The 24,684-nt window shown below is 73.3% G+C and carries 19 protein-coding genes and 1 pseudogene; 14 read left to right on the top strand and 6 right to left on the bottom strand.

The window, feature by feature from the left end:
• Position 1: 1 nt before the first annotated feature.
• From BM093_RS23460 to BM093_RS23430, 7 genes are all read left to right on the top strand, one after another.
• Positions 2-3,112: a Pls/PosA family non-ribosomal peptide synthetase gene (locus BM093_RS23460; RefSeq protein WP_342743036.1), complete on the top strand. Its 3,111-nt coding sequence runs from the start codon at positions 2-4 to the stop codon at positions 3,110-3,112.
• The gene (locus tag BM093_RS23455) at positions 3,109-5,670 is read left to right on the top strand and encodes a non-ribosomal peptide synthetase (protein WP_177238656.1); all 2,562 of its coding nucleotides are present in this window, start codon (positions 3,109-3,111) and stop codon (positions 5,668-5,670) included. The genes BM093_RS23460 and BM093_RS23455 overlap by 4 nt, the downstream gene beginning before the upstream one ends.
• Before the next feature lie 22 nt (positions 5,671-5,692).
• A complete protein-coding gene (locus tag BM093_RS23450) occupies positions 5,693-6,670 on the top strand; it encodes a TauD/TfdA family dioxygenase (RefSeq protein WP_093349384.1) in 978 nt (325 codons plus the stop codon).
• Complete coding sequence (gene sbnB / locus BM093_RS23445) at positions 6,670-7,707, top strand: 2,3-diaminopropionate biosynthesis protein SbnB (RefSeq protein WP_093349381.1); 1,038 nt, start codon at positions 6,670-6,672, stop codon at positions 7,705-7,707. The genes BM093_RS23450 and sbnB overlap by 1 nt, the downstream gene beginning before the upstream one ends.
• Before the next feature lie 24 nt (positions 7,708-7,731).
• Entirely contained in the window at positions 7,732-8,781 is a 1,050-nt protein-coding gene (gene sbnA / locus BM093_RS23440; RefSeq protein ID WP_093349378.1) for a 2,3-diaminopropionate biosynthesis protein SbnA, read from the top strand.
• Positions 8,782-9,614: 833 nt separating this feature from the next.
• Positions 9,615-11,081, top strand: a complete 1,467-nt coding sequence (locus BM093_RS35285; RefSeq protein WP_143105498.1) for a hypothetical protein — start codon at positions 9,615-9,617, stop codon at positions 11,079-11,081.
• On the top strand, positions 11,078-12,196 hold the full coding sequence (locus BM093_RS23430; RefSeq protein ID WP_093349368.1) for an FAD-dependent oxidoreductase: 1,119 nt from the start codon (positions 11,078-11,080) through the stop codon (positions 12,194-12,196). Before BM093_RS35285 ends, BM093_RS23430 begins: the two co-directional genes overlap by 4 nt.
• A gap of 3 nt (positions 12,197-12,199) precedes the next feature.
• On the opposite strand, the gene BM093_RS23425 is transcribed toward BM093_RS23430, so the two are convergent.
• The 3 genes from BM093_RS23425 to BM093_RS23415 all read right to left on the bottom strand — a co-directional run bounded on the left by BM093_RS23425 (position 12,200) and on the right by BM093_RS23415 (position 14,646).
• Complete coding sequence (locus BM093_RS23425) at positions 12,200-12,622, bottom strand: pyridoxamine 5'-phosphate oxidase family protein (protein WP_245773741.1); 423 nt, start codon at positions 12,620-12,622, stop codon at positions 12,200-12,202.
• A 46-nt stretch (positions 12,623-12,668) separates the two neighbouring features.
• Positions 12,669-13,316 carry an esterase/lipase family protein gene (locus tag BM093_RS23420; protein WP_093349364.1) on the bottom strand — a complete coding sequence of 216 codons (648 nt, stop codon included), beginning with the start codon at positions 13,314-13,316 and terminating at the stop codon, positions 12,669-12,671.
• A gap of 313 nt (positions 13,317-13,629) precedes the next feature.
• Complete coding sequence (locus tag BM093_RS23415) at positions 13,630-14,646, bottom strand: Lrp/AsnC family transcriptional regulator (protein WP_093349359.1); 1,017 nt, start codon at positions 14,644-14,646, stop codon at positions 13,630-13,632.
• 130 nt (positions 14,647-14,776) lie between these two features.
• Here BM093_RS23415 and BM093_RS23410 point away from each other — a divergent pair, with 130 nt between their 5' ends.
• From BM093_RS23410 to BM093_RS23385, 6 genes are all read left to right on the top strand, one after another.
• Positions 14,777-15,991, top strand: a complete 1,215-nt coding sequence (locus BM093_RS23410) for a M20 metallopeptidase family protein (protein ID WP_093349354.1) — start codon at positions 14,777-14,779, stop codon at positions 15,989-15,991.
• Entirely contained in the window at positions 15,988-17,343 is a 1,356-nt protein-coding gene (locus BM093_RS23405; RefSeq protein WP_093349351.1) for an MFS transporter, read from the top strand. Before BM093_RS23410 ends, BM093_RS23405 begins: the two co-directional genes overlap by 4 nt.
• A gap of 140 nt (positions 17,344-17,483) precedes the next feature.
• Positions 17,484-18,443, top strand: a complete 960-nt coding sequence (locus tag BM093_RS23400; protein WP_093349347.1) for a fumarylacetoacetate hydrolase family protein — start codon at positions 17,484-17,486, stop codon at positions 18,441-18,443.
• Between the two features lie 11 nt (positions 18,444-18,454).
• On the top strand, positions 18,455-19,411 hold the full coding sequence (locus BM093_RS23395) for an MBL fold metallo-hydrolase (protein WP_093349341.1): 957 nt from the start codon (positions 18,455-18,457) through the stop codon (positions 19,409-19,411).
• Positions 19,412-19,574: 163 nt separating this feature from the next.
• Positions 19,575-20,933, top strand: a complete 1,359-nt coding sequence (locus tag BM093_RS23390; protein WP_093349338.1) for a dicarboxylate/amino acid:cation symporter — start codon at positions 19,575-19,577, stop codon at positions 20,931-20,933.
• 64 nt (positions 20,934-20,997) lie between these two features.
• A complete protein-coding gene (locus BM093_RS23385) occupies positions 20,998-22,449 on the top strand; it encodes an MFS transporter (RefSeq protein WP_093349333.1) in 1,452 nt (483 codons plus the stop codon).
• Positions 22,450-22,455: 6 nt separating this feature from the next.
• Here BM093_RS23385 and BM093_RS23380 read toward each other — a convergent pair whose 3' ends face one another.
• The 3 genes and pseudogenes from BM093_RS23380 to BM093_RS37495 form a co-directional block, all read right to left on the bottom strand.
• On the bottom strand, positions 22,456-23,088 hold the full coding sequence (locus BM093_RS23380; protein WP_093349328.1) for a dihydrofolate reductase family protein: 633 nt from the start codon (positions 23,086-23,088) through the stop codon (positions 22,456-22,458).
• 297 nt (positions 23,089-23,385) lie between these two features.
• The gene (locus tag BM093_RS37500) at positions 23,386-23,628 is read right to left on the bottom strand and encodes a hypothetical protein (RefSeq protein ID WP_245773751.1); all 243 of its coding nucleotides are present in this window, start codon (positions 23,626-23,628) and stop codon (positions 23,386-23,388) included.
• 133 nt (positions 23,629-23,761) lie between these two features.
• Positions 23,762-24,034: pseudogene (locus BM093_RS37495) on the bottom strand (helix-turn-helix domain-containing protein); the annotation flags it as partial.
• Positions 24,035-24,247: 213 nt separating this feature from the next.
• On the opposite strand from BM093_RS37495, the gene BM093_RS23370 reads away from it, so the two are divergent.
• On the top strand, positions 24,248-24,684 hold a 437-nt coding region (locus tag BM093_RS23370), incomplete at its 3' end, for a hypothetical protein (RefSeq protein WP_425439195.1).

Here is a 24,684-nt window from a genome sequence, read left to right as displayed (position 1 = left end):
GATGGCGCCCGGCGCATGCGCACGCGCCGGTCCGGGCAGACCCGGTCGGGTGAAGTGTCCGGTACCGAGTGTGAAGTGCATCACACTTGTTGCCGAATCTGAACCACGCCGAGCTTCGCGGTCGAAAGACGTGATGCGGGTCACCGGACCGTGTGTCACCCGGGTGAGACCGGGTGTATGCCGCGCTCCGGGGTGCTGTACCGGCACCGACGAGGGCCGTTCCGTCGTTCCGGACGGGTGGAAAAGGGTTTGCTGTAACGCGCTAGAAACGAGGAGCGAGGCAGCAGGGCACGAACGATCGTCGACTACAGGGGGGACGACGATGTCTGTTTCCCACGCTGCAGAGGAATTGCCGGGGTCCCGATCCATCGTGATCACGGAATCGTCCGTCGAGGACGAACTCTGCGCGATACTGGGAGAAATGATCGGTTCGCCGGTCGCGCCGACGGATCACTTCTTCGGTGACGCGGGCGCCGACTCGATGGTGCTCGCGCGGTTCTGCGCGCGGGTGCGCAAGCGCTCCGACCTGCCACACGTGGCGATGACCGACGTCTATGCCCACCCCAGTGCCCGCGAGCTCGCGCTGGCACTGGCGCCGGTGGGTCCCGTGGCCGGACCGGCCCCGGTGGACACCGTGCGGGACGGGTACCGCGCGGTGCTGGCGGATCTGCTGGGGGCCGACGTGCCGGCCGATGCCGACGTGTTCGACGACCTCGGCGCGGACTCGATGACCATGACCCGGTTCTGCGCCCGGATCCGGCGCCGCGACGACCTGCCCGACGTCGCCATGACCGACGTCTACGCCCACCCGACACCGGCGTCGCTGGCCGCGGCGCTGGCCACCGGCGCGGCGGAGCCGCCCGAGGTGGACACTCCGCCGGAGCCGGCACCGCGCGCCTCGACCACGGCCTACGTGCTCTGCGGGGCGGCCCAGCTCGCCACCTTCGTCGCGTTCACCATCGGCTACGGGGCGATCCTGGGGGCGGCCTACCTGTGGATCGCCGCGGGTACCGGACTGGTCGATTTCTACCTGCGCTCGCTCGTCGCCGTGTCGATCGCGTTCGCGGTCACCGCGGTGCTCCCGATCGCGGCGAAGTGGTTGCTGGTGGGGCGCTGGACCGAGCGGGAGATCCCCCTGTGGAGCGCCGCCTACTTCCGGTTCTGGCTCGCCAAGTCGCTGGTGCGGACCAACCCGTTGTTGCTGGTCGCGACCGGATCGCCGTTGCTCCCGCTGTACCTGCGCCTGCTCGGCGCCCGGATCGGCCCCGGGGTGGTGCTGCTGTCGCGGACCATCCCGACCTGTCCGGACCTGCTCACCATCGGTGCTCGCACGGTGGTGCGGAAGGACTCGTTGCTGAGCTGCTACCGGGCCGAGCCGGGGATCATCCGGACCGGCCGGGTCACCCTCGGCGCGGACGTCGTCGTCGGCGAGACGACCGTGATCGACATCGACACGGAGATCGGCGACGGCGGCCGGCTGGCGCACTCGTCGTCGCTGCACGCCGGGCAGCGGATCCCTGCCGGTGAGACCTGGTGGGGCACCCCCGGCCGTCGGGGCGGGGGCGATCCCGCGGCCGGCGCGCCGACGGCCCGGCCCAGCGGCGCGCTGCGCCGCGCGGGGTACGCGGGCGCGCAGTTGTTCATGGCGATCGCGGTGTGGCTGCCGCTCGGCACCGGCGTGCTCGACGCGATCCTGGTGCACGTCCCGACGTTCGACACCGTGCTCGGTCCCGCCGCGGCATCGCTCGGTTCGGCGCTGTTCTACCTGGAGGTCGTCGCGCTCTCCGGGGTGCTGATGGTCGTGGGGATCGTGTTCGGGTTGATCTCGACCGTGGTGCTGTCCCGGTTGCTCGCGCTCGGTGTCGTCGAGGGGCGGCCCTATCGGATCTACGGGATCCGATACACGTTGCACCGCACGATCATCCGGATGACCAACATCAAATTCTTCACGCACCTGCTCGGAGACAGTTCCTACATCGTCGGATATCTGCGGCTGATCGGATACGATCTGCGCCGGTTCCCGCAGACGGGAACGAATTTCGGTACGGCGGTGAAGCACGAGACGCCGTTCGCGAGTTCGATCGGCACCGGAACGATGGTCGCGGACGGACTCTCGATCATGAATGCCGACTATTCGAACAGTGCATTCGCGATAAATCGGACACGAATCGGTTCCCGGAGCTTCTTCGGCAACCGGATCGCCTGGCCGGCCGGTGCCCGGGTCGGTGACGACTGCCTGATCGCTACGAAGACCCTGGTGCCCACCGACGGCCCGGTCCGCAGCGGCGTCGGGCTGCTCGGCTCGCCGCCGTTCGAGATCCCGCGGTCGGTCGCCCGCGACGGCACCTTCGGACACCTGCACACCGGGCTGGACCTGCACCAGCGGCTGCGGGGGAAGAACCGCTACAACCTGCGCACCATCGGTGTGGTCCTGCTGCTGGGCTGGGGTGCCACGTCGGCGATGATGCTGCTGACGCTGGCACTGGCCGACGTGCTGGTGCCCCTCGGCCCGGCCGCGGTCGGGGTGCTCCTGCTGGTCACGCTGCTGTTCACGATGACCTACACGACCGTGATCGAGCGGCTCATGACGTGGCGCCGCCCGCTGCGGTCGCGGTTCTGCTCGGTCTACGACCCGTACTTCTGGTGGCACGAGCGCTACTGGAAGCTCGTCGTGCTCTGGGACAAGATGCTCGCCGGCACGCCGTTCAAGAACATCGCGTCCCGGTTGCTGGGGGTGCGGGTCGGCCGCCGGGTGTTCGACGACGGCTGCGCCATGACCGAGCGGACCCTGGTCACGATCGGTGACGACGCGGTGCTCAACGCCGGTTCGATCATCCAGTGCCACTCCCAGGAGGACGGCGCCTTCAAGTCCGCCGGCATCACGGTCGCCTCCGGCGCATGCCTCGACGTCGGTTCCTTCGTGCACTACGGCGCGGTCGTCGGCGAGCGGGCCCGGATCGGCTGCGACGCCTTCCTGATGAAGGGCGAGGAGGTCCCGCCCGGTGCCTTCTGGGAGGGCAACCCGGCCCGCGCCGCCCGCCACCCCGCACCTCCCGTTCCTGCCGCTGCTCCCACCGCTCCCGCGACCCCGATCGGAGTGACCGCACGATGACCGTCGAGACCAGGCCGGACACGGCAGGCGACGCCCGGGCGTTCTGGACCCGGATGTTGCAGGCCGGGGGTGCCACCGCGGCTCCGAGGTGGACCGCGGACCCGCGGCCCGGCACCGCCGTGCACGACGAGCCGCTGCGCACGGAGGCCGTCGCCGCGGCCGCCGCGGCGACCGCGACCGGTCCGGAGGCGGCACTGCTGGCCGCCCACGCCGCGGTCCTCGCCGCGCTCTCCGGGGACGCCGAGGTGACCGCGGGTGTCCCGGCCGCGCCCGGTGGGCCGTCCCGGCCCGTGCCGCTCGCGGTGTCCGGAACCTGGGCCGACCTGGCCCGCGACGCGGAGGCGGTACTCGCCGGGCTGCGCGCCCACCCCGGTATCGACCCGGTCGCACTCGCCGCCGAGCTGGGTACCGCGGTGCCCGCGTTCGGGACGGTGCTGGACCCGGTCCCGTCCGCCGACCGCCCGGAGCCCGGCCGCGCGCCGTCCGGCGACGACGGGGGCCGGCGGCCCGGCGCGCTCGGCCGGACCGGTTCCCGCGGCCTGCGGGTCCCCGGCGCGGAGGCGGCCGGGCCGGAGCGGCCCGCCGTGCGGGTCGGTCTCGCCGGTGACCGGTTGCGGCTGGAGTACCGCCTCGACCACCTCGACGCGGCCGCGGCCGCCCGGATCGCCGGCTACCACGTCGCCGCGCTGGGGCTGGCCGCCGCCGGGCCGGACGCGCCGGTGCGCCCGTCGGCGCTGGTCGGGCCGGCAGAACGCGCCCACCAGCTCGACGAGCTGGCCGGGCACCCGCGCCCGCTGCCCGACCGCAGGCCCCACCAGCTGCTCGCCGACCGGGCGGCCGCCGCCCCGGACGAGATCGTCGCCGAGCACGCCGGTGTCACGCTGACCCGCGCCGAGCTCGACGCCCGGGTGAACCGGGTCGCCCGGACCCTGCTGGAGCGGGGCCTGCAGCCCGAGGACGTCGTCGCCGTGGTCACCGAGCGGGACCTGGACTGGCTCGTCGCGGTACCGGCGGTGCTGCGTGCCGGCGGGGCCTACCTGCCGATCGAGCCGCACTTCCCGCCGGAACGAATCGCCCGCACGCTGCGCCGGGCCGGCTGCCGGCGGGTGCTGACCAGCCCGGGCGCCCGGGAGAACCTCGATGTCGCCGACCCCGATGTCACGGTGTGCACGGTGGAGGAGGCGGTGGCCGCGAGCGCCGACGCGTCCGACCCGGCCGTCGACGTCCCGGCCGATGCGCTGGCGTACCTGTACTTCACCTCCGGGTCCACCGGGGAGCCGAAGGGTGCGATGTGCGAGCACGCCGGGATGCTCAACCACCTGTTCGCCAAGATCGAGGACCTGGAGCTGGGCCCGGGCTGCGTGGTCGCTCAGACCGCGCCGCAGTGCTTCGACATCTCGCTGTGGCAGCTGCTGGCCGGGCCGCTGGCCGGTGGGCGCACCCTGCTCGTCGAGCAGGACGCGATCCTCGACGTCCGCCGGTTCGTCGAGCTCCTCACCGACCGCCGGGTGACGGTGGCGCAGCTGGTGCCCAGCTACCTGGAGGTCGTGCTGACCTACCTGGAGCAGCACCCCACCCCGCTGCCGGACCTGCGCATGGTGTCGGCGACCGGGGAGGCGCTGAAGAAGGAGCTGGTCGAGCGCTGGTTCCGCGTCCTGCCGGACGTGCCGCTGGTCAACGCCTACGGCCTCACCGAGACCTCCGACGACACCAACCACGCCGTGCTGCGGTCCACACCGGACGGTGACCGGGTCCCGCTCGGCCCGCCGGTGCCGGGGGTGCGGGTCTACGTCGTCGACGAGGACGTGGCGCCGGTCCCGCTCGGCGCTCCCGGCGAGATCGTCTTCTCCGGGGTGTGCGTCGGTCGCGGCTACATCGGCGACCCCGAGCGCACCGCCGCCGCGTTCGGCCTCGACCCGCACCGGCCCGGCGAGCGGCTCTACCGCAGCGGCGACCACGGGCGGTGGCGGCCGGACGGCCAGCTCGAGTTCCTCGGCCGCCGGGACACCCAGGTGAAGATCCGGGGCTTCCGGATCGAGCTGGGCGAGGTCGAGAACGCGCTGCTGCGGGCGCCCGGTGTGCGCGACGCGTGCGTGGTCGTCGCGGCGGCGCACGGCGGCCCGCAGCTGGTCGCGTTCCACGCGGGGGAGGGCCCCGACCAGGCCGAGGTGCGGGCCCGGCTGGCCGCGACGCTGCCCGCCTACATGGTGCCGGACGCGGTGCACCGGCTGGACCGGCTGCCGGTCACCCCGAACGGCAAGATCGACCGCAAGGCGCTGGCGGCCCGGGCCGCCGCGGCACCCGCCGAGCCGCCTCCGGCCCGTACCGGGCGCGCCGCCGGTCCGGCCGAACAGCGGGTGCTGGACGCCGTCGCCCGCGTACTGGACCTGCCCGCCGACGCGGTCTCGCCGTCGGACCACTTCGTCGAGCTCGGGGGGAGCTCGCTGTCCGCGGTGAAGCTGGTGATCGCGCTGGACCGCACGGTGACCGTGCGCGACGTGCTCGATCACCCCGTCCTGTCCGATCTCGCCGGGCTGGTCCCGGCGGACCCGAACTGACCACCACCACAGGGGGAGAGAGATGACCGGATCACTCACGGGCGTGCAACTGCACCCCGGACGCCCGCCGGTGCTCGACGCCGGGCCGGCCGGCGACGCGGCCGGCTGGGTGGAACGCCACGGCGAGGGGCTGCGTGACCTCGTCGACGACCACGGCGCCGTCGTGGTGCGCGGGCTGGGCCTGCGCACCGTCGCCGACGTGTCGGGGGTCGCGGCCCGCCTGGGGAGCGGGTGCTACGTCGAGCGGGAGGCGTTCGCCGCCCGGACCGTGCTCTCCGACGGCGTCTACTCGGCCACCCCGTGGCCGTCGCGGCAGCTGATGTGCGCCCACCACGAGCTGTCCTACGTGCTCGAGATCCCGGCGACGCTCATGTTCGCCTGCCTGCACGCGCCCGGCTCCGGCGGCACGACGCCGCTGGTCGACACCGCACGCGTGGTGGAGGAGCTGCCCGCCGACCTCGTCGAGCGGGTCGAGCGGCAGGGCTGGATCTTGACCCGCAGCTACGGCGACGACATCGGCGCGTCCTGGGAGCAGGCGTTCGGTACGGCCGACCGGTCCGAGGTGGACTGGTACTGCCGGTCGAACGGGATCGCGACCGAGTGGCTCACCGACGGTGGGCTGCGCACCCGGCAACGCCGCTACGGCGTGCTGATCCATCCGGTGACGGGGGAGCGGGTCTGGTTCAACCAGATCGCCTTCCTGTCCGAGTACGCGATGGACCCGGAGGTGCGCGAGTTCCTCCTGGAGATGCACGGCCCCGAGGGGCTGCCGTTCACCACCCGGTTCGGCGACGGCTCGCCGATCCCGCAGGACGTGATCGACCAGATCAACGCCGCCCACGACCGGCACGCCGTGTGCGAGCCCTGGCAGGACGGTGACCTGCTGGTCGTCGACAACCTGCGGGTCGCGCACGGTCGCGAGCCCTACACCGGCGAGCGGGAGATCGTGGTCGCGATGACCGACGGCGTGTCCGTCCCGGCGTTCGATGAGGAGGCGTGATGGACCTCCGCGTGCCCCCGTTCTCGGTGATCCCCGGCGCGCAGGTCGCGCGGGCGCTCCACGGGCGGGAGAAGGAGATCGTCGAGCTGGTCGAGGAGACCTACCGGGTCCACGGGGCGGGCGCGACGGTGAACCCGCCGTCGTACTTCCTGCGGTTCCCGGACCGGCCGTCCTCGCGGATCATCGCACTGCCCGCCTCGCTCGGCGGGTCCGGGCAACAGTCCGGTGTGGACGGCATCAAGTGGATATCCAGCTTCCCGGGCAACATCGAGCACGGGGTGCCGCGGGCGTCGGCGGTGCTGATCCTCAACGACCCGCACACCGGCTACCCGTACGCGTGCCTGGAGAGCTCGATCATCTCGGCGACCCGGACCGCGGCGTCGGCGGCCTCGGCCGCGGACCGGCTGTCCGCGAACCGGGGCCGCCCGCGCCGGGTCGGGTTCGTCGGGACCGGCCTGATCGCGCGCTACATCCACACGTTCCTCGTCGGGACCGGCTGGTCGTTCGACGAGGTCGGCGTGTTCGACCTCTCGACGGACTCGGCGGAGGGCTTCGGCGGGCACGTCACGCGGACCGTGCCCGGCTCACGGGTGACGATCCACGACTCGGCCGAGTCGCTGGTGCGGGGCAGTGACCTCGTGGTGTTCGCGACCGTGGCCGGCACGCCGCACGTGCACGATCCCGCCTGGTTCGCCCACCACCCGCTGGTGCTGAACGTGTCCCTGCGCGATCTCGCGCCGGAGATCGTCCTGGACTCGTTCAACGTCCTCGACGACGTCGAGCACTGCCTGAAGGCCGACACCTCGCCGCACCTGGCCGAGCAGCGCACCGGCAACCGCGACTTCGTCCACGGCACCCTCGACCAGGTCATGTCCGGTGCCGTGACCGTCCCGGCCGACCGCACCGTCGTCTTCTCCCCGTTCGGGCTCGGCGTGCTGGATCTCGCCGTCGGGCGCTACGTCCACGAGTGCGTCGCGCGCTCCGGGGAGCTGCACACGGTCGACGACTTCTTCCACGAGCTGAGCCGGCACGGCTGAGCTCACCGGCCCTGGAGGTCAACGATGACCGTCATCTCCACCCCCGAACAGTTCAACACCGACGACCTCTACGTCGACCTGGCCGGCACCGTCGACCGGTCGCTCTACCTCAAGTGCGAGGGCTTCAACTTCGCCGGCTCGGTCAAGCTCAAGGCCGCGCTCGGCATGGTCGCCGAGGCCGAGCGCTCCGGCCGGCTGCGCCCCGGATCGGTGCTGGTCGAGTCGTCGTCCGGGAACCTCGGTGTCGCCCTCGCCGTGATCGCCGCGAGCCGGGGCTACCGGTTCGTGTGCGTCACCGACCCGCGGTGCAACCCCACGACCCACCGCATGATGGAGGCGCTGGGGGCCGAGGTCCGCGTGGTCGACGTCCCCGACGCGGCCGGCGGCTACCTCGCCACCCGGATCGCCCTGGTCGAGTCGCTGGTCGAGTCCGACGAGCGTTACGTCTGGCTCAACCAGTACGCGAACCCGGACAACTGGGGCGCGCACGTGACCAGCACCGGCCCGGAGATCGAGGCGGCGTTCCCACAGCTCGACGTGCTGTTCGTCGGCGCCGGGACGACCGGGACGCTGATGGGCTGCGCCCGCTACTTCCACGCCCGCCCGCGACGGGTGCGGGTGGTGGCGGTGGACTCGGTCGGCTCGGTCACCTTCGGACAGCGTCCGACACCGCGGATGATCCCCGGCCTGGGCACCAGCGTCCGTCCGGCCCTCCTGGACGAGTCCTACGTGGACGACGTCGTGCACGTCGCGGAGCCGGACACCCTCGAGATCTGCCACCTGCTGGCGCGGCGCGGGTTCCTGTTCGGCGGGTCCACCGGGACCGTCGTGGCGGGGGCGCTGGCCTGGCTCGGGCGGCACGGGGACGAGACGACGACCGCCGTCGCCCTGGCCCCGGACCTGGGGGAACGATACGTGGACACCGTGTACCGGCCGTCCTGGCTGCGCGAGCACTTCGGTGACGCGGTCGCGGCCGGAGCGGGGAACGGCGTGCCCGACCCGCGCTCGGCGGAGCCGCTGCCCGCGCTCGACATCCCGGTGGTCGAGGGTCCGTTGCCGGCGCGGAGTCTCTGATGGGGCGGGTCGTCCGGGCCCCGCTGGTGCCGCCACGCCCGCCGGCGCGGGAGGCATCGGATGCCGGGGAGCCGGGTGCCGGCGCCCCCGGGGCCGAGCCGCCGCCCGTGTCGCGGGACCACCCGCGGCCGAGCCCGTTCCCGCGCCCGTCGTCTCCCGGCGCCGAGCCGGACCGGGCCGGCCCGGCCGGGGGTACCGCGCCCGCCACGGGCGCGGAGAACGACGGCGCGGCCCGGCCACGCCGCCCGGCGCCACGGATCCCGGCACCGCCGCGACGGCCGTCCACGTCGGGGAACGGCGCGGCCCGGACCTCGCCTCCGGACACGGGCCCGCCGCCCGGCGGGGACGGGACCTCGGCACGGGCGCCGCGTGCCCGGCCGGTGCCGATGGTGCCGCGGCCCCCGCGTCCGCCCGGCGCACCGGCCGACACGGACCGCCCGCCCCGCGGCCACCGGGTCGGCGTCCCGGTGGACGCGGAGCAGCCGGGCCACGGGCGTGCAGCTGCGGAATCGGCGGAATCGACGGGCACGGAGCGCTCCGGGCGCGAGCGGTCGACGCACGAGAGCCCGCCTCACCCGAGTGGCTCCACCTCGCCACGATCGCCGACCCCGTCCCGATCGCCGACCCCGCCGCGTCCGGCGACACCACGACCGGCCGGTACCCGTCCGGCGGCCGAGCGGGCGGACACCCCACCGCCCGAGCGGGCGGACACCCCACCGCCGGAGCGGAACGGCACCCCGGCCGGTGACGGACGGGCGCGCGCACCGCGGGTCCCCACGCCGTCGGGCCGCAACGACGCCGGGCCGCACGGTGCTGCGGCGCCCCGCGGCGACGTGCCGGCCACCGCGACACCGGCGCACACCGCGTCCGATCCGGCCGTCGCGCGGGGAACCCGGGTCCCGGGCCCGCAGCAGGCCCGAGCGGCGAGCGCCGTCGGTGTCGCGCCGGCCCGCGCACCGTCCGGCATCGACGGCTCCGCGTTCCGCGGAACGCCCTTCCCGGTCCCGGCGGGAACCGTCGGTGCCGCGCACGCCGCGGCACCAATTCCGATCACCCGGCGTGCACCGCGCCCGGCCCGCAACGGCCCGTGGCGCGAGGTCCGGGCGGCGTTCCGGCGCCGCCGTCGTCCGACGCTCCTGCTCGCACTGCTCGCCGCCGGCGTCGCCACCGGTCTCGCGCTGCTGTTCCCGCCGGGGGTCGTCGCGACCACCTCGCTCCAGGTCGCCTCGGTCGGCACCGCCGACCCCGCGCCCGCCACGGCGCGCGCGCTCGCCGCGGCGTCCACGACGGCGTTCACCGAGCGCACCGCTGCACTGTCCGGGAGCACGCCGGCGGAGATCTCGTCCCGGGTGGCGGTCGGCTCGCCCGCGCCCGGTGCGGTCGAGGTGCAGGTCAGCGGGGCCGATGCGGCGTCCGCCACGGCGGTGGCCACCGACGCCGTCGCCGCGCTGCGTGAACGCATCGCCGCCCTCGACGCCGCGGTCACTGCTGCCGGGACCGACCCGCTGCGGGCCGAGCTGGACCGCAGCACGCTCGCCGACGGTGCGTCCGGCACCCGCTCGGACACGACCGGCGCCGATCCGGTCACCGAGCAGCTCGGCCGGACGCTGGCCGAACGCACCGGCCAGGCCACCGTCGTCGTGCCCGGGCCGGAACCGGTCGTCACCCCCGAGGTGCCGACCGCGGTGTGGGCCACCGGCGCCGCGGTGCTGGGTGCGCTCGCCGTCCTGCTGGTGGTCGGTGTCGGTGTCCCGGCGAGGCGCCGGGCCCGCGGGCTGCTGCCCGAGGCCGACCCGGTCGGCGCGCTGCGCGAGGAGCTGGACGTGCCGGTCCTCGCCCCCGGTCACGCCCCCGACGCGGTGCCGGTGCTCGCCGACGCCTACCGGGCGACGCTGCGGGGGATCGAGGTGGTGACCGTCGTGCAGCTCACCGGGGAACCGGCCTGCGACGTCGCCGGGGAGCTGGTCAAGGCGGCCACGCTGACCGGGGACGAGCGTGCCTACGTCGACCTCACCCCGGGCGCGGAACCGGTCGTGCCGGAGGACGGTGTCCCCGTGATCCGTGCGCTGCGGACGCCCCGGGTACTGCACGAGGACCTGTGCGCGCTGCGCGACGGCGGCCCGACCGTGCTCGCCGTCCAGACGGCGGGCACCCGGCCCGAGGACGTGTCGAACCTGGCCGCGGCCCTGCGAGCCGTCGGGGCACCGCCGGTGCTGTGTCTGGTGTGGACCGGGAAGCTGCCCCGGGACCCGGCACGGGTGCCGCTGCCGGCCGATGCCCGGGTCCGGTCGGTGGCATGATCCCCGGCCCAGCGACGTCCACCGAGCGGGTCCGGTGCGCCGTCGTCGGGCTCGGGGTGCTCGGCGGGGCCGCGTTGCTGGCGCTGGCGCGGGCCGGGGTGGACTGCGTCGGGCTGGAGGCCGGCCGGGTCGGGCACCCCGACGGTGCGTCCGGCGGTGGCGAGACGCGGATCTTCCGGACCGCCGTCGGTGACGGCCCGGAGTACCACAGGCTGCTCGACCGCAGCCGCGAGCTCTGGACCGACGCCGACGCCGGTGCGTTCACCCCGTGCGGCGCACTGACCCTCGGACCGGCGGGGGACGCGCGACTGGACGGTGCCGCGGTCCCGGGCCGGACCGAGGTCCTCGGGCCGGACGCCGCGGCCGAGCGCTGGCCCGGCCTGCGTGTCCGCCCCGACGACCGGGCGGTGTTCGACCCGCGGGGCGGGCTGCTCGACGCGGCCCGGGCGACCCGGGCGCTGGCCGGCGCCGCCCGGGACGCGGGGGCACAGGTACGTCAGGGCGTCACCGTGCTCGGCGTCGTCCACCGGCGCGGGCGCCTGGTGTTGCGGACCGGGGACGGTGAGATCGTCGCCGACGCCGTCGTCCTCGCCACCGGTCATCGCGCCACGCTGCTACCGGACGCGTCCGGGATCGAGCAGCGCCGGGTGGTGCTCAGCTGGTTCGCGGTGGACGAACCGGAGCGGTTCCGGCCAACGGGGTTTCCGCCGGGCGTGGTCACCGGCGGGCCGGTCTTCAGCTTCTTCCCGACCGTGGACGGCGCCACCGTCAAGATCAACGCGCAGCGGCCGCAACCCGGCACCGCGGGCGTGGACGACCACCACCCGTTCGTCGAACCGGGGTACGCGCGGCCGTGGGTGCCCGGGGTCGCCCGGCGGGTCCGCGGGCTGCGGTCCCGTCCGGACCGCATCGAATCCTATGTGGAGGGATATGCGCCCGGCCGGCGCGGGATCGTCACGCTGACCGCTGCCGCGCCGCGCGTCGTCGCCGTCGGCGGCTTCTCCGGACAGGGGTTCAAGTACGCGCCCGCGGTGGGGGAGATCGTCGCGGACCTCGTCCGGACCGGGCGAGCCCGTACCGGGGCCTTCGGCGCAGCGGTCCCGGTCGCCGGCTGACGGTCACCCTTTGCCGTGGTCGTTGCTGAGCCAGCGGGCGGGTCGCATCCGGACCAGGACCGTCCGGTCGTGCAGTGCCGTATCCACGTACGACGCCACCTGGGACGCCGGTAGGTAGCGGCCCGCGATGGACTCGGCCTCCTCGCGGCTGGGCGGACCGTCGGCCGCGACGACCGGGCCTTCGGCGGTCACGTACCGGTACGGGGGCGTCTCGGTCTGCACGGTGAAGCTGAAGCGTCCGGCGGCACGGATCGCCCTGTCCTTGACCGAGTCGCGTTCCATCCAGATCCGGATCTCGTCGTGCCGGTAGCCGTACCAGATCGGAACCGCGAGCGGAGCGCGTCCGGCGCGCTCCACGGCGAGTACGCCGACGTGCACCTCGGAGAGGAACGCCGCGCGCTCCTCCGGGCTCATGACGAAGGACATGCGGGGGCTCCGTTCTCCGGGCCGTTCGCCCGCCGGTTCACGCCGCTCACGGGCAGGCCCCGGTGAGCGAGGTGAGCGCGGCGTCGACGAACGCGTCGTTGCGGGGTTCCTCGTCGTGCGGGACGCCGGGGATCTCGGTGTGGCACTGCGCGCCGTCGAGCCGCTGGTCCCGGGTGTCGTCGAGCGAGCTGGTCAGCGTCGTGTAATGGACGTCGCCCGGGGTCGGGTCGCCCTCGCCGAGCTCGGCCATGAACGCGCTGTCCGGGCACATCTGCCCGCCGAGATCGGGCGGGAGGTTGCACGCGGGCTGGTAACCGAGATGTGCGGTCCCCATCGACACGTACTGCCCGACGTGCTCGGCGCCGCCGAGCTCCTGCAGATAGTAGCGGGCGGAGAGCCCGCCCATGCTGTGCCCGATGATCCCGACCTGCGCACCGACGTGCTCGGAGCGGGCCCGCTCCACGGTCGTCGCGATGGCCTCGGCGTTCGCGACGTTCTCCTGCCCGGGCAGGACGACCGGGTAGGCCGGATGTCCTTCTGCCCGCAGCCGGTCGGCCAGGACCGCGACGTCGTCGGTCGAGCCGCCCCAGCCGTGTACCAGGACGACCGGTTGCCCGGCGATCGGAGCCGCGGCGGCTGCGGCCGGACCGGTACCGGTCACCGCGGCGGCCATCACGGCCGCGCCGGCTGCCACCAGTCCACCGATGATCCTCGTGCCGCGTCGGGCCACGTTCGTCCCCCTCGTGTCGGCTCGGTCGGCCGGGTCTATCACCGTGGTCGCGGGGCCTCCACCGACTTGAACGCTGCCCGGCGTGTGCGGAAAGCACCGGAGCCGACCACCCCGCGGTGTGGACAATCCCTGTCGTGCAACAGATCTGAGTAGCTCTCGAGTGACAGGGAAGGCATCGCGTCCTTGGTCGGCACGGCTGTGTTCCCCTACCGAAGAGGATCGGTCCGTCGCCTTTCGAAGGGTCGTGCCGAGCCGGGTGGCGCTGCGCCGGCCGGGGTCACGCGTCGAGCAGCGGCACGTTACGGCCGGTGCACCGGCCGTCGGGATGCAGCAGCCACCCCATCCGCTTGCGGGTCCGCAGGGTCACCGAGGTGTCGACGATCTCGGCGGCCGGCAGGGCGCGCTCAATGTCCGACTGCATCCCGACGAGCTCCGGCAGTGCATGCGTCCAGGCGTTGACCAGGAAGTTCGCCGGGCCGGTCAGCGAGAGGCACAGTCGCACCCGGGGGTCGGCGCCGACCCGGCGCACGGCCTCGCCGATGTCGGCGGTGGGCAGCCGGATCCACCAGGCCACGCTGATCGGCCACCGGGTGAGCAGCTGCGCGATCTCGCAGCGGAAGACCAGCGACCGGGAGCGGACCAGCGTTGCGAGCTGGCGTCGCACGGTCGAGGCCGGGCGCCCGATCCGCGCGGCGATCTCTGCCGCCCCGGCGCGGCCGTCGGTACCGAGCTCGCGCACGATGGGGCCGTACGCCGTGCTGCGCAGGTCCACCGGGTCGGCGGCGGGGCCGGCGTCGTCGCGGCGCAGCGCCCGGACCGCCTCGATCTGGTCGCCGTCGAGCGCGTCGAGGCGCCACCGGCTGCCCTCCACGTGTACGGCGGCCGCGAGGTGGGTACGGGTCGAGACGACGCCCGGGGTCTGCCCGAGCCGGTCCAGGACGAGCGCGGACAGCTCGGTGAACGACGGCGCGTTCACCGTCAGCAGCAGGTCGCGGCCGCGGGCGGCGTACTCGATCGACATCACCGCGGGTATCGACTCCAGTGTGGTGGCCACCTCGTCGAGCCGCCCGGGCGCGCAGTCGACCTCGACCAGCGCGACCTGCATCGCGCTACCCCGCACCACCGGATAGCTGTTGACCCAGACGTGCCCGGACGCGCGCAGCCGCTCCCAGCGCCGGGCGAGCGTGACCGGCGCCGCGTCGAGCACCGGGGCCAGCCGGCTCCAGCTCACGCGCGGATACAGCTGGAGGGCGTGCGCGAGCGCGAAGTCCTCCTCGGAGAGGGTGTGCTGCACGTTTTGGTCCATGACCCGCCGTTCCCGGATCGGATCCGTCGATTCCGGTCCGGACAACGATCGCATGCGCAGACTCACCGGCGCCGCACGGCGGGCACCGTGGCCCGCCGGGACGAGACGAGGGGATCGCATGGATCTTCGGGACGACGCCCGCGCGCTCCATCCGGATCTGGTGGACCTGCGACGGGCCCTGCACCGCGAACCCGAGGTGGGACTGGAGCTCCCGCGTACCCGGGACCGGGTGCTCGCGGCCCTGCAGGGGCTGCCGCTGGAGGTGCACGAGGGCACCGCGACGACGTCGGTGACGGCGGTGCTGCGCGGCGGCGCGGCCCGCGACGGGGACGGTCCGGTCGTGCTCCTGCGCGGGGACATGGACGGGCTGCCGGTCGCCGAGAACAGCGGCGAGAGCTTCGCCGCCGAGACCGGCACGATGCACGCCTGCGGCCACGACCTGCACACCGCGGCCCTGGTCGGTGCCGCGCAGCTGCTCTCGGCCCACCGCGACCACCTCGCCGGGGACGTCGTGTTCATGTTCCAGCCCGGCGAGGAGGGGTGGGACGGCGCGGGCGCGATGATCGACGAGGGGGTGCTGACCGCAGCCGGGCGGCGGACCGACCACGCCTACGGGCTGCACGTGTTCGCGAATCGGATGCCGACCGGCGTCGTCACCACCCGTCCCGGGGTGTTCCTGTCCGCCTCGCACGCACTCGACGTCACCGTGCACGGTGCGGGCGGGCACGGCTCCAACCCGCACACCGCCCGCGACCCGATCTCCGCGGCCGCGGAGATGATCACCTCGCTGCAGACGATGGTGACCCGCCGGTTCGACATGTTCGACCCGGTCGTGCTGACCGTCGGCGTCGTGCGGGCCGGGTCCCGGCGCAACGTCATCCCGGACACGGCGCGGTTCTCCGCGACCGTGCGGAGCTTCTCCGACACGCACGCCGAGCAGCTCCCGGCCCTGGTCCGGGAGGTGTGCACGGGCGTTGCCGCCGCGCACGGCGTCCGCGCCGAGGTCGAGTGGCGCGACGAGTACCCGCGCACGGTCAACGACGCCGACGAGGCCGGGTTCGCCGCCGGCGTCTGCGCCGAGCTCCTCGGCGAGGACCGTTTCGCCCTCGCACCCGACCCGATCAGCGGCTCGGAGGACTTCTCCCGGGTGCTCGACGCGATCCCCGGCGCGTTCCTCGGCATGGGTGCCTGCCCGGCGGGCACCGACCCGCACGGAGCGCCGATGAACCACTCGCCGCTGGCCCGCTTCGACGACGGAGTGCTCGGCGACGCGGCCGCCGTGCACGCATCGCTGGCCACCACCCGGCTCGCCCCGGCGGGGGTGGTCGCATGAGCAGCACCGAGCGGGCCGACGCCCGTACCGAGAAGCGCCGGACGATCCTCGGGATCGGCACCGGCAACGCGATGGAGTGGTTCGACTGGAACGTCTACGCGACGTTCTCGGCGTTCTTCGCGCCGCAGTTCTTCGCCGGTGACGACGCGGGCACCGCCCTGCTGAGCGCGCTCGCCGTGTTCGCCGTCGGTTTCGTGGCGCGGCCGTTCGGCGGTCTGGTCTTCGGCTGGATCGCCGACCGGCGCGGCCGGAAGCTCTCGATGGCACTGTGCGTGGCGACGGCCGCGGTCGGCAGCCTGGTCATCGGGCTGACGCCGACACACGCCGTGATCGGGATCGCTGCGCCGCTGATCCTGGTGCTCGCCCGGCTCGCCCAGGGACTGGCCCACGGTGGCGAGCTCCCGGCCGCCCAGACCTACCTGGCCGAGATGGCGCCGCGGCAGCGCCGGGGCCTGTGGTCGAGCCTGATCTACTTCTCCGGGACCGCCGGGATCCTGGCCGGAACCGTGCTCGGTGCGGTGCTCAGCAGCGTGCTGACGGCCGAGCAGATGGCGTCCTTCGGCTGGCGGGTCCCGTTCGTGCTCGGGGGCCTGTTCGGGCTGTACGCCCTGGTCATGCGGCTGCGGATGCGCGAGTCCGACACCTACACCGACGACGAGGCCACCCGCACGGCCACCGGCACCGGCCCGGCGCCGTCGCTGCTGCGCCAGGTGCTGGCCCGGCCGAAGGCCCTGGCCCGCGTGGTGTTCCTGACCAGCGGCATGACCGTCGTCTACTACGTCTGGTCGGTCGCCGCCCCGGCATATGCCATCAACTCCCGCGGGGTCGCCCCGGCGGCAGCACTCTGGGCGGGTGCCGGCGCGCTGGCGATCTTCATGGTGATCCTTCCGGCGTGGGGCGCGGCCTCCGACCGGTTCGGCCGTCGCCGGACGTTGCTGGTCCCGGGCGCGCTGCTGGTCGTGCTGCTGTTCCCGCTGGACGCGATGATCCACGACGGCTGGTCGCTGTTCCTCGCGATGACCCTCGCGCTCGCGCTCGTCGGCGCCGCCTGCGCGATCGCGCCCGCGCTCTACGCCGAGATGTTCCCGACCGGGATCCGCGCCGCCGGGCTCGGCGTGCCGTACTCGATCTCGGTCGCCCTGTTCGGCGGGACCGCGCCCTACCTGCAGACGCTGTTCGCCGAGATGGGCCGGCCGGGGCTGTTCCTGGGCTACGCCGTCGTGCTGCTGCTCCTGTCCGGGGTGACGGTGTACCTGTTGCCGGAGACGAAGGGGATCGATCTCGCCTCCGCCGGGGTGGAGCCGGCCGGGGAACAGGGCGCGGCGGCCACCGAGGTGTCGCCCCCGCGCTGAGAGAGGCGGACGGGAGGCACTCGGGCGGGACTTCAAGCGGTCAAACGGCTGGACACCGGAAGGGCCAGAAAGATTCCCTGGCTCACGCATCTGCACCTGCTCCGGACGCGGCCGGTCGGAGCGAGAGACAGGAGTCCTGGATGAAATGGGTGACCTATGACGCCGGCGCCGGGCCGCGGGCCGGTGTGCTCGACGGTGAGCACGTACGCGGACTCCCACCCGCGGTGACGGTCCTGTCCCTGCTGGAGAGCGGCGGGCTGACCGAGGCCGGGGAGTCCGCCCGGCGGGAACCGGCCGAGGTCCGGCCGATCTCGGAGGTGCGCCTGCTCGCCCCGGTCCCGCGTCCACCGTCGGTCCGCGACGGCCTGTGCTTCCTCGACCACCTGCGTGGCTGCCGGCGCGCGATGGGGACGCCGGGCGAACTTCCTGCGGTCTGGTCCCAGGCCCCCGCCTTCTACTTCGCCAGCCCGGCCGCGATCGTGGGGCCGTACGACGACGTCGCGATCTCGCCCGGTTCCACGGCGTTCGACCTGGAGCTCGAGCTCGGCGCCGTGGTCGGGTGGCCCGGACGGGACCTGCATCCCGACCGGGCCGAGTCCCACATCGTCGGCTACACGCTCTACAACGACTGGAGCGCACGGGACCTGCAGCAGCTCGACATGGCGCAGGGCATTGGCATGGGCAAGAGCAAGGACGGCGCAATCACGCTCGGCCCCGCGCTGGTCACGGTCGACGAGCTCGAGCCCTACCGGCGGGACGGGCGGCTGGATCTGGAGCTGTCCGCCGACGTCAACGGGACCGAGATCGCGCGCGGCACCCTCGACCGGATGGACTGGACGTTCGGTGAGCTCCTGGCCTACCTGTCCCGCGGAACGGAGCTGCGGCCGGGCGACGTGATCGGTTCGGGCACCGTGCCCGGCGGTTGCCTGCTCGAACACGTCGACACCCCCGACCTCCTCGACTACGCCCGCTGGCTGAAGCCGGGCGACGTCGTGTCCCTGCACGCGTCGGGCATCGGCTCGACCGAGCAGACCGTGCGCGCGGCCTCCCCGCCGATCCCGCTCCGCGCCCGTGCCGGCGAGCCCGCGAGCACCGCCTGACAGGGGACGACGTGAGCACGCTCGACTACCGCAAGGGACTCCACGATCTCGGGCAGGGATGCCATGCCTGGCTGCAGCCGGACGGCAGCTGGGGCTGGAGCAACTCCGGTCTGATCACCGGGTCCGGAACCTCACTCCTGGTCGACACGCTGTTCGATCTCGCACTGACCCGCGAGATGCTCGACGGGTTCGGACCGGTCGTCGCCGACCATCCACTCCGGACCCTCGTCAACACCCACTCCGATCCGGACCACACGTTCGGCAACGAGCTGATCGCCGCGCGGGGTGTGGAGATCGTGGCCTCCGAGGCGGCGGCCGAACTGATGACCCAGGAGGCGGCCGACGCCGTCACCGCCACCAAGCGCATGCCCGGGACCCTCGGGGACTTCGCCCGGCACGTCTTCGGGCCCTTCGAGCTGGAGGGCATCACCGCGACCGGCCCGGACCGGACATTCACCGGTGAGGAGAGTGTCGACGTCGGTGGGCGCGAGGTACGGCTGATCCAGGTCGGACCGGCGCACACCCCCGGGGACGCGCTCGTGCACGTCCCGGACGCGAGGCTGCTCTATGCCGGCGACATCGTGTTCGTCGGTGGCACACCGATCGCGTGGGCCGGGCCGATCGAACGGTGGGTCGCGGCGCTCGACCTGATCCTGGACATGGACGTGACAACCGTCGTACCCGGTCACGGCCCGGTCAGTGGCAAGGCCGAGGTCGCCGTCATGCGCGAGTACCTGGTGTTCGTCGAGGCCGAGGCCCGCAAGCGCTACGACGACGGTCTCGACGTCGACGAGGCGATCGCCACCATCGAGCTGGGGAGGTTCGCGGACCTGCCCGAGTCCGGCCGGCTCGCGCAGAACGTGCTCAACGTGTACCAGCAGCTCGACCCCGGCGTCGCCCGTCCGGACCGGTTGAACGTGCTGACCAGGATCGCGGCGTTGGAGGGCTTTCCCCGCGCGACGCCCTGAGGCCCGGGAAGACTTCGGGCGGTACCGGTGTTGGACGCACACGTGCGGGGGAGTGGTCTGCTGCTGGTACGACGCCGGGTGATCGACCTGTGCCGGCGGGTGGTGACGGGTTGATGCGGGACGGGTCCCCGGCAACCGCATCTCTCCGACCAAGGAGCCTCCCGTGTCCCTCCTCGTCCGCGCGGCGCGCGCCTGGCGCACGCCGCGCGTGTTCGCCGTCCTCACCCTCACCGGCCTCGTCCTCGGTGCACTGCTCGGGCTGACCGCCCGGATCACCGGCTCGGACGGGCTCGCGACCACACTGGACACCATCGGCAGCCTGTTCACCGGGCTGCTCCAGTTCACCGTCGTGCCGCTGGTCTTCCTGGCCATCGTGGTCGGGATCGTCGGCCTGCACGACCTCGGTGGCGGGCGCGCCGCCGCCCGGCTCGGCGGCCGGACCGTCGCCTGGTTCGCCGGGACGTCGTTGATCGCCGTCCTGATCGGACTGGCAATCGGGCTGGTCGGGCAGCCGGGTGCGGGCGTCACGCTGACCGCCGACCCGGACGACCTCGCCGAGGTCGGCGAGCGCACGCCCGGCTCGTGGCAGGCACTGCTGTCCGGGCTGATCCCGGACAACCCGATCGCCGCGTTCGCCGGGAACGAGGTGCTCCCGGTGGTGGTGTCGGCGTTGCTGATCGGCGCCGCCGCGTACGCGCTGCGGGAGAAGGCCGAGCCGTTCGTCGCGTTCTCCCGGTCCGCCTTCGAGATCGTCCTGAAGATCATCGGTTGGATCGTGCTGCTCGCCCCGATCGGCGTGCTCGGCCTGATCGGCAACGCGTTCGCCACCTACGGCAGCGACTTCGTCGGCTCGCTGCTCGGCCTGCTCGTCACCGTCTACCTCGGCTGCGCCATCGTCCTGTTCGGTGTCTACCCGCTGCTGTTGCGCGTCGTGGCCGGCATCGGGCCGCGGCGGTTCTTCTCGGTGACCTGGCCGGTTCTGCAGTTCGCGTTCGTGTCCCGCTCCTCGGGGGCGGCGCTGCCGCTGTCCCGGCAGGCCACGATCGACCTGGGCGTGGACCGGAACTACGCCGGTTTCGCCGTGCCGCTGGCCACGACGACCAAGATGGACGGGTGCGCAGCCGTCTACCCGGCCCTGGCCACGATCTTCATCGCGCACGTCTCGGGCACACCGCTGGCGGTGTGGCAGTACCTGGTGATCGTCGCGGTCGCGGTGTTCGGGGCGCTCGCCACGGCCGGGACGACCGGCTGGTTCACCATGCTGACACTGACCCTGGCCGCCGTCGGGCTGCCGCCGGAGGCGATCGCCGCCGGGATCGCGCTGATCATCGGTATCGACCCGATCATGGACATGATGCGGACCGCCACCAACGTGGGCGGGCAGATCACCGTGCCCGTGCTCGTCGCCCGGCAGGAAGGGCTGCTCGACCGGGACGGCGCGGAGACCTCGTCCGAGGAGCCGGAGCCGGAGCCGGTCGGCGGCGGTTCGGCCGCAGACCGGCCCGGGTCGTCCTTGACCTGAAGTCGGCTCGAGCTCGCAGAGTGGCGGCTCGAGGGGCACTCTGCTCCCGGAGACGAGGGGGAGCATGAGCGTGCACGGTGACCACGAACCGCCCCCGGAGGCGCCGGCGACGGCCCGGGTCGGGGTGCTCCTCGCCGTACTGGTCACCGCGGTGACCGTCACGGTGATCAACAACAGCATGGTCATCGTGCTGCTGCCGGACATCCAGCGGGACTTCGCCGCCTCGGCCGCCGCCGCGAGCTGGGTGGTGACCGGCTTCTCGCTGGCGTTCGCGGTCGGCACGCCCCTCTACGGGCGGGTCTCGGACGTGTTCGGCATCCGCTGGGTGTTCTGTGCCGGTCTCGCGGTGTTCGCCGCCGGGTCGGCTCTGGCCGCGCTGTCCGGCGGGCTGCCGATGTTGCTCGTCGCCCGGGTGCTGCAGGGCATCGGCGGCTCGGCCGTGCCCGCGCTGGCCTCGGTCACCGTGGCCCGGGTGCTCCCGCCGGGGCGCCGCGGCCTGGCCTTCGGCCTGATCGGCACCGGTGTCGGCGTCGGGCAGGCGCTGGGCCCGGTCCTCGGCGGGCTCGTGGCGTTCCTCGCCGGCTGGCCCGCCCCGTTCCTGGGGGCTGCGCTCCTGACCGTCCCGATCCTGGTGCTCGCCGCGCGGATGCTGCCCGGTCGCGACGCCGCGGTCCACGGTGGTTGGCGCGATCTCGACCTGCCCGGTGGGGTGCTCCTGGGCGCCGCGGCGGCGTTGGCCCTGTTCGGGGTGACCCAGGGCGAGCGGGCCGGGTTCGGGAGCCCGGCACCGTGGGGGAGCTGCCTGCTCGCAGCAGCGTTCGCCGTGGGCTTCACGGTACGGATCCGGACGGCCCGGGTGCCGTTCGCGCCGCCGTCACTGTTCCGGAACCGGCGGTTCGTCACGACGGCTGTCGTCGGCTTCCTGACGCTGTTCTGCTACCTGGGCGTCGTCCTGCTCATCCCGCAGCTGGTCGGGACCGTGAACGGGCTCGACCCGGCCCGGGTGGGGCTGGTCCTGATGCCCGGTGCGGTCGCCGTGGCCCTGCTCTCCGCGTTGTTCGGACGGCTCTCCGACCGCATCGGGACGCGGCTGCCCGTCGTGGGCGGGTTGTCGGTGCTGCTCGTCACGGTGGTCGTGCTGTCGACGGTCGCGGGCGGGTCGGCGATCGTGATCGGCGCCGTCACGTTCCTGCTGGGGCTGGCACTGGCCATGATCACCGCGCCACTGATCAACGAGGTCTCGGCCGTGGTCGGTGAGCGCGACGCGGGGGTCGGGCTGGGCATCTACCAGGGCGCGTTCTTCCTCGGTGGTGGCACGGGCGCGGCGGTGATCGGTGCGGTGCTGTCGGCCCGTGCCGATACGGCGGCCGTGGGGTGGAACCCGTGGCACGACATCGGGGAGGCGACGATGTACTCCGACGCGCTGCTGGTCATCGCCGCGGTCGTGGTGCCGGCCATCGGCGTGGCGTCGGGCCTGTCGCGGCGCCGCGTTCGGAGCGGGGCGCCCGCCCCGTGAGTCCGTTCAGCTGCCGGCCCGGGTGAACGTCACGTGCGTGACGCCGCTGGGGGAGGACGTGGACTCGACGACGTAGTCCTGCTCGAGGCCCTCCAGCCCGTCCCAGAGCCGTACGCCGCGGCCGAGCAGGATCGGGACGACCACGACGTGCATGTGGTCGACGAGCCCCGCGGCGAGGAAGTCGCGGATCACCGTGGGGCCTCCGCCGAGCCGGACGTCCCTGCCGTCCGCGGCCCGGCGGGCCGCCTCGAGTGCCTCGGCCGGTGGTGCGTCGAGGAAGTGGAACGTCGTCCCGCCCTCCAGCTCGATCGGACGACGGGTGTGGCGGGTGAGTACGAAGACCGGTGTGTGGAACGGCGGGTTGGGGCCCCAGGCGCCGCTCCAGGCCGGGTCCTCGTGCCATCCGGGATGACCGAACTTCCCGGCTCCCATGATCTCGGCACCGATCTCCGTCTCGTGCTGCCGGACGAAGGCGTCGTCTACCCCGCCGCTGCCACCGGATTGCCACCAGGGGGTGGCGAACATCCACTCGTGCAGCTTCTTCCCGGCGTGGCCGAAGTGTGCGTCGTGGCTCTGGCCCTCACCGGTGCCGAAGCCGTCGAGCGAGATCGCGAAGTTGTGGATGCGGAGGCGTGACATGAGGGCTCCTGCGGTCGTCGGGAACGGAGGCGTCGATCGAAGGACGTTCCGACGGCCGGGAACTCATCTGTGAGAGTCGGGATTGCTTCTGTCGGGATTGCTGCTGTCGGGCTGGGCTACGAGCGCAGTCGATGCCATCGAGAGCGCCCGGCGCGGTCAGGAGTCCCGGGCGCCCATTTCCTGACGAGCGTTCCACCGACCGGCGTCGAGGCAGGCGGTCTCCTCGACCACTCGTCGTGTGATGTCTCAGGACATGGGTGACAGTTCCGCATCAGGACATCGGTGACAGTTGATGTGTCAGGACTGCGGTGACGCTCCGGAGCGCTTCGATCGTCTTCCGCGGGGTCGGCCGTTGCCGACGTAGCGGATGCCGGGCGCGGGTCTGGCGTGCTCGGCGAGGATCTCGCCGTCGAGGTCGGTGACGATGATCGTGTCTCCGGCCTGGGCGCCGTCGCTGACGATGGGGACCTGCTGGAACGCGTGGTCGACATCGATCTTGTACGACACCTTGTCGACGTGGATGGTGCCGGCGGTACTCACCGTCCTGACGCGCGTGTTGGCGGGCAGGTCTGCGGGCGGCTTCGGTCGGGGCCGGACGGCGGGGGCCGGCGGCCGGTAGACGGGCCGGTCCGGTTTCGGGTGGGGTGGCCTTGGGAGTCGCCTCCCACGCGGCGCTGATCGGGCCGTGGTCCAGTCCGGACGCCTCAAGTGCGGCTCGCACCTGAACGGCCTGGGCCTTGACCTGCTCGGTCAGCATCGACGGGCTCGACCTCGGCCGTCTGGACCTGGGCTCGAGCACTGCCGCCGGCCCCTCAGCTCGAGCGCGCCTGCGCAGTTCGTAGCACGACTTACGCGAGATGCCGTGCTCGATACAGAACGTCGAAACCGCCCCCCGCGGCGCGTCGTCAGGCCACTGCGAGATCGCAAGGCGCACAAGGGGATCGATGGGTTCATGGGCAACCACCGCGGCATCCTCGCGGCGGAAGTGTCACCACCAAGAACACCAGAAGTGTCACCGATCTCCTGATACAGAAGCGTCACCGATGTCCTGAGACATAACACGACCACTCGTCGCGCCTCACCGACCGCTCGAACACATCTTCGATGAATCATCCCTGTGCTGCGGAAACCGTCGGTCCCCGCCGGTAGAATCGAGAACATGCAGCAGCCGGTGGCACTCCCCGCAGGCCTGGCGGAACACCCGCCGGGCCCGCAACTGTGCGCCCTGCTGGCCGACCTCGACACCACCCAGGTCAGCAACCACGCCACCGTGGTGCTGCTGCGCGCGTGGCGGCGGCTGCGATCCCACGTCGAGGCCGAGGAACTGCGGGTGCTGGCCGAACTGGGGCGCCGCGACACCGCCGCCGACCCGCACACCCTCGCCCGGGCCGACCAGCCCGACCCGGGGTGTGTGCTCGAGATCGCGACCGCGTTGACGGTGACCGAGAACGCCGCCGCCCGCGACCACAACCTGGCCGAGACACTGGTGTGGCGGCTTCCGGCGGTGCACGCCGCGCTCGCGGCCGGACAGATCGACCGCGCGAAGGCGTGGGTGTTCGCCGACTACCTCGGCGACGAGGAACTCACCGACGCCTG

The sequence above is a fragment of the Pseudonocardia ammonioxydans genome, assembly GCF_900115005.1.
Lineage (GTDB): Bacteria > Actinomycetota > Actinomycetes > Mycobacteriales > Pseudonocardiaceae > Pseudonocardia > Pseudonocardia ammonioxydans.
Note: the sequence above shows the minus strand (reverse complement) of the source record. Positions and strands in the feature narration are given on the sequence as shown.

Excerpts from the sequence above, each read along its gene's own strand:
- BM093_RS23460 (WP_342743036.1), top strand. The coding sequence starts at position 2 with ATGGCGCCCGGCGCATGCGCACGCGCCGGTCCGGGCAGACCCGGTCGG.
- BM093_RS23425 (WP_245773741.1), bottom strand. The coding sequence starts at position 12,622 with ATGTCCTTCGTCATGAGCCCGGAGGAGCGCGCGGCGTTCCTCTCCGAG.
- BM093_RS23410 (WP_093349354.1), top strand. The coding sequence starts at position 14,777 with ATGGATCTTCGGGACGACGCCCGCGCGCTCCATCCGGATCTGGTGGAC.
- BM093_RS23405 (WP_093349351.1), top strand. The coding sequence starts at position 15,988 with ATGAGCAGCACCGAGCGGGCCGACGCCCGTACCGAGAAGCGCCGGACG.
- BM093_RS23450 (WP_093349384.1), top strand. The coding sequence starts at position 5,693 with ATGACCGGATCACTCACGGGCGTGCAACTGCACCCCGGACGCCCGCCG.
- BM093_RS23400 (WP_093349347.1), top strand. The coding sequence starts at position 17,484 with ATGAAATGGGTGACCTATGACGCCGGCGCCGGGCCGCGGGCCGGTGTG.
- BM093_RS23385 (WP_093349333.1), top strand. The coding sequence starts at position 20,998 with ATGAGCGTGCACGGTGACCACGAACCGCCCCCGGAGGCGCCGGCGACG.
- BM093_RS23430 (WP_093349368.1), top strand. The coding sequence starts at position 11,078 with ATGATCCCCGGCCCAGCGACGTCCACCGAGCGGGTCCGGTGCGCCGTC.
- BM093_RS23380 (WP_093349328.1), bottom strand. The coding sequence starts at position 23,088 with ATGTCACGCCTCCGCATCCACAACTTCGCGATCTCGCTCGACGGCTTC.
- sbnB (WP_093349381.1), top strand. The coding sequence starts at position 6,670 with ATGGACCTCCGCGTGCCCCCGTTCTCGGTGATCCCCGGCGCGCAGGTC.
- BM093_RS23455 (WP_177238656.1), top strand. The coding sequence starts at position 3,109 with ATGACCGTCGAGACCAGGCCGGACACGGCAGGCGACGCCCGGGCGTTC.
- sbnA (WP_093349378.1), top strand. The coding sequence starts at position 7,732 with ATGACCGTCATCTCCACCCCCGAACAGTTCAACACCGACGACCTCTAC.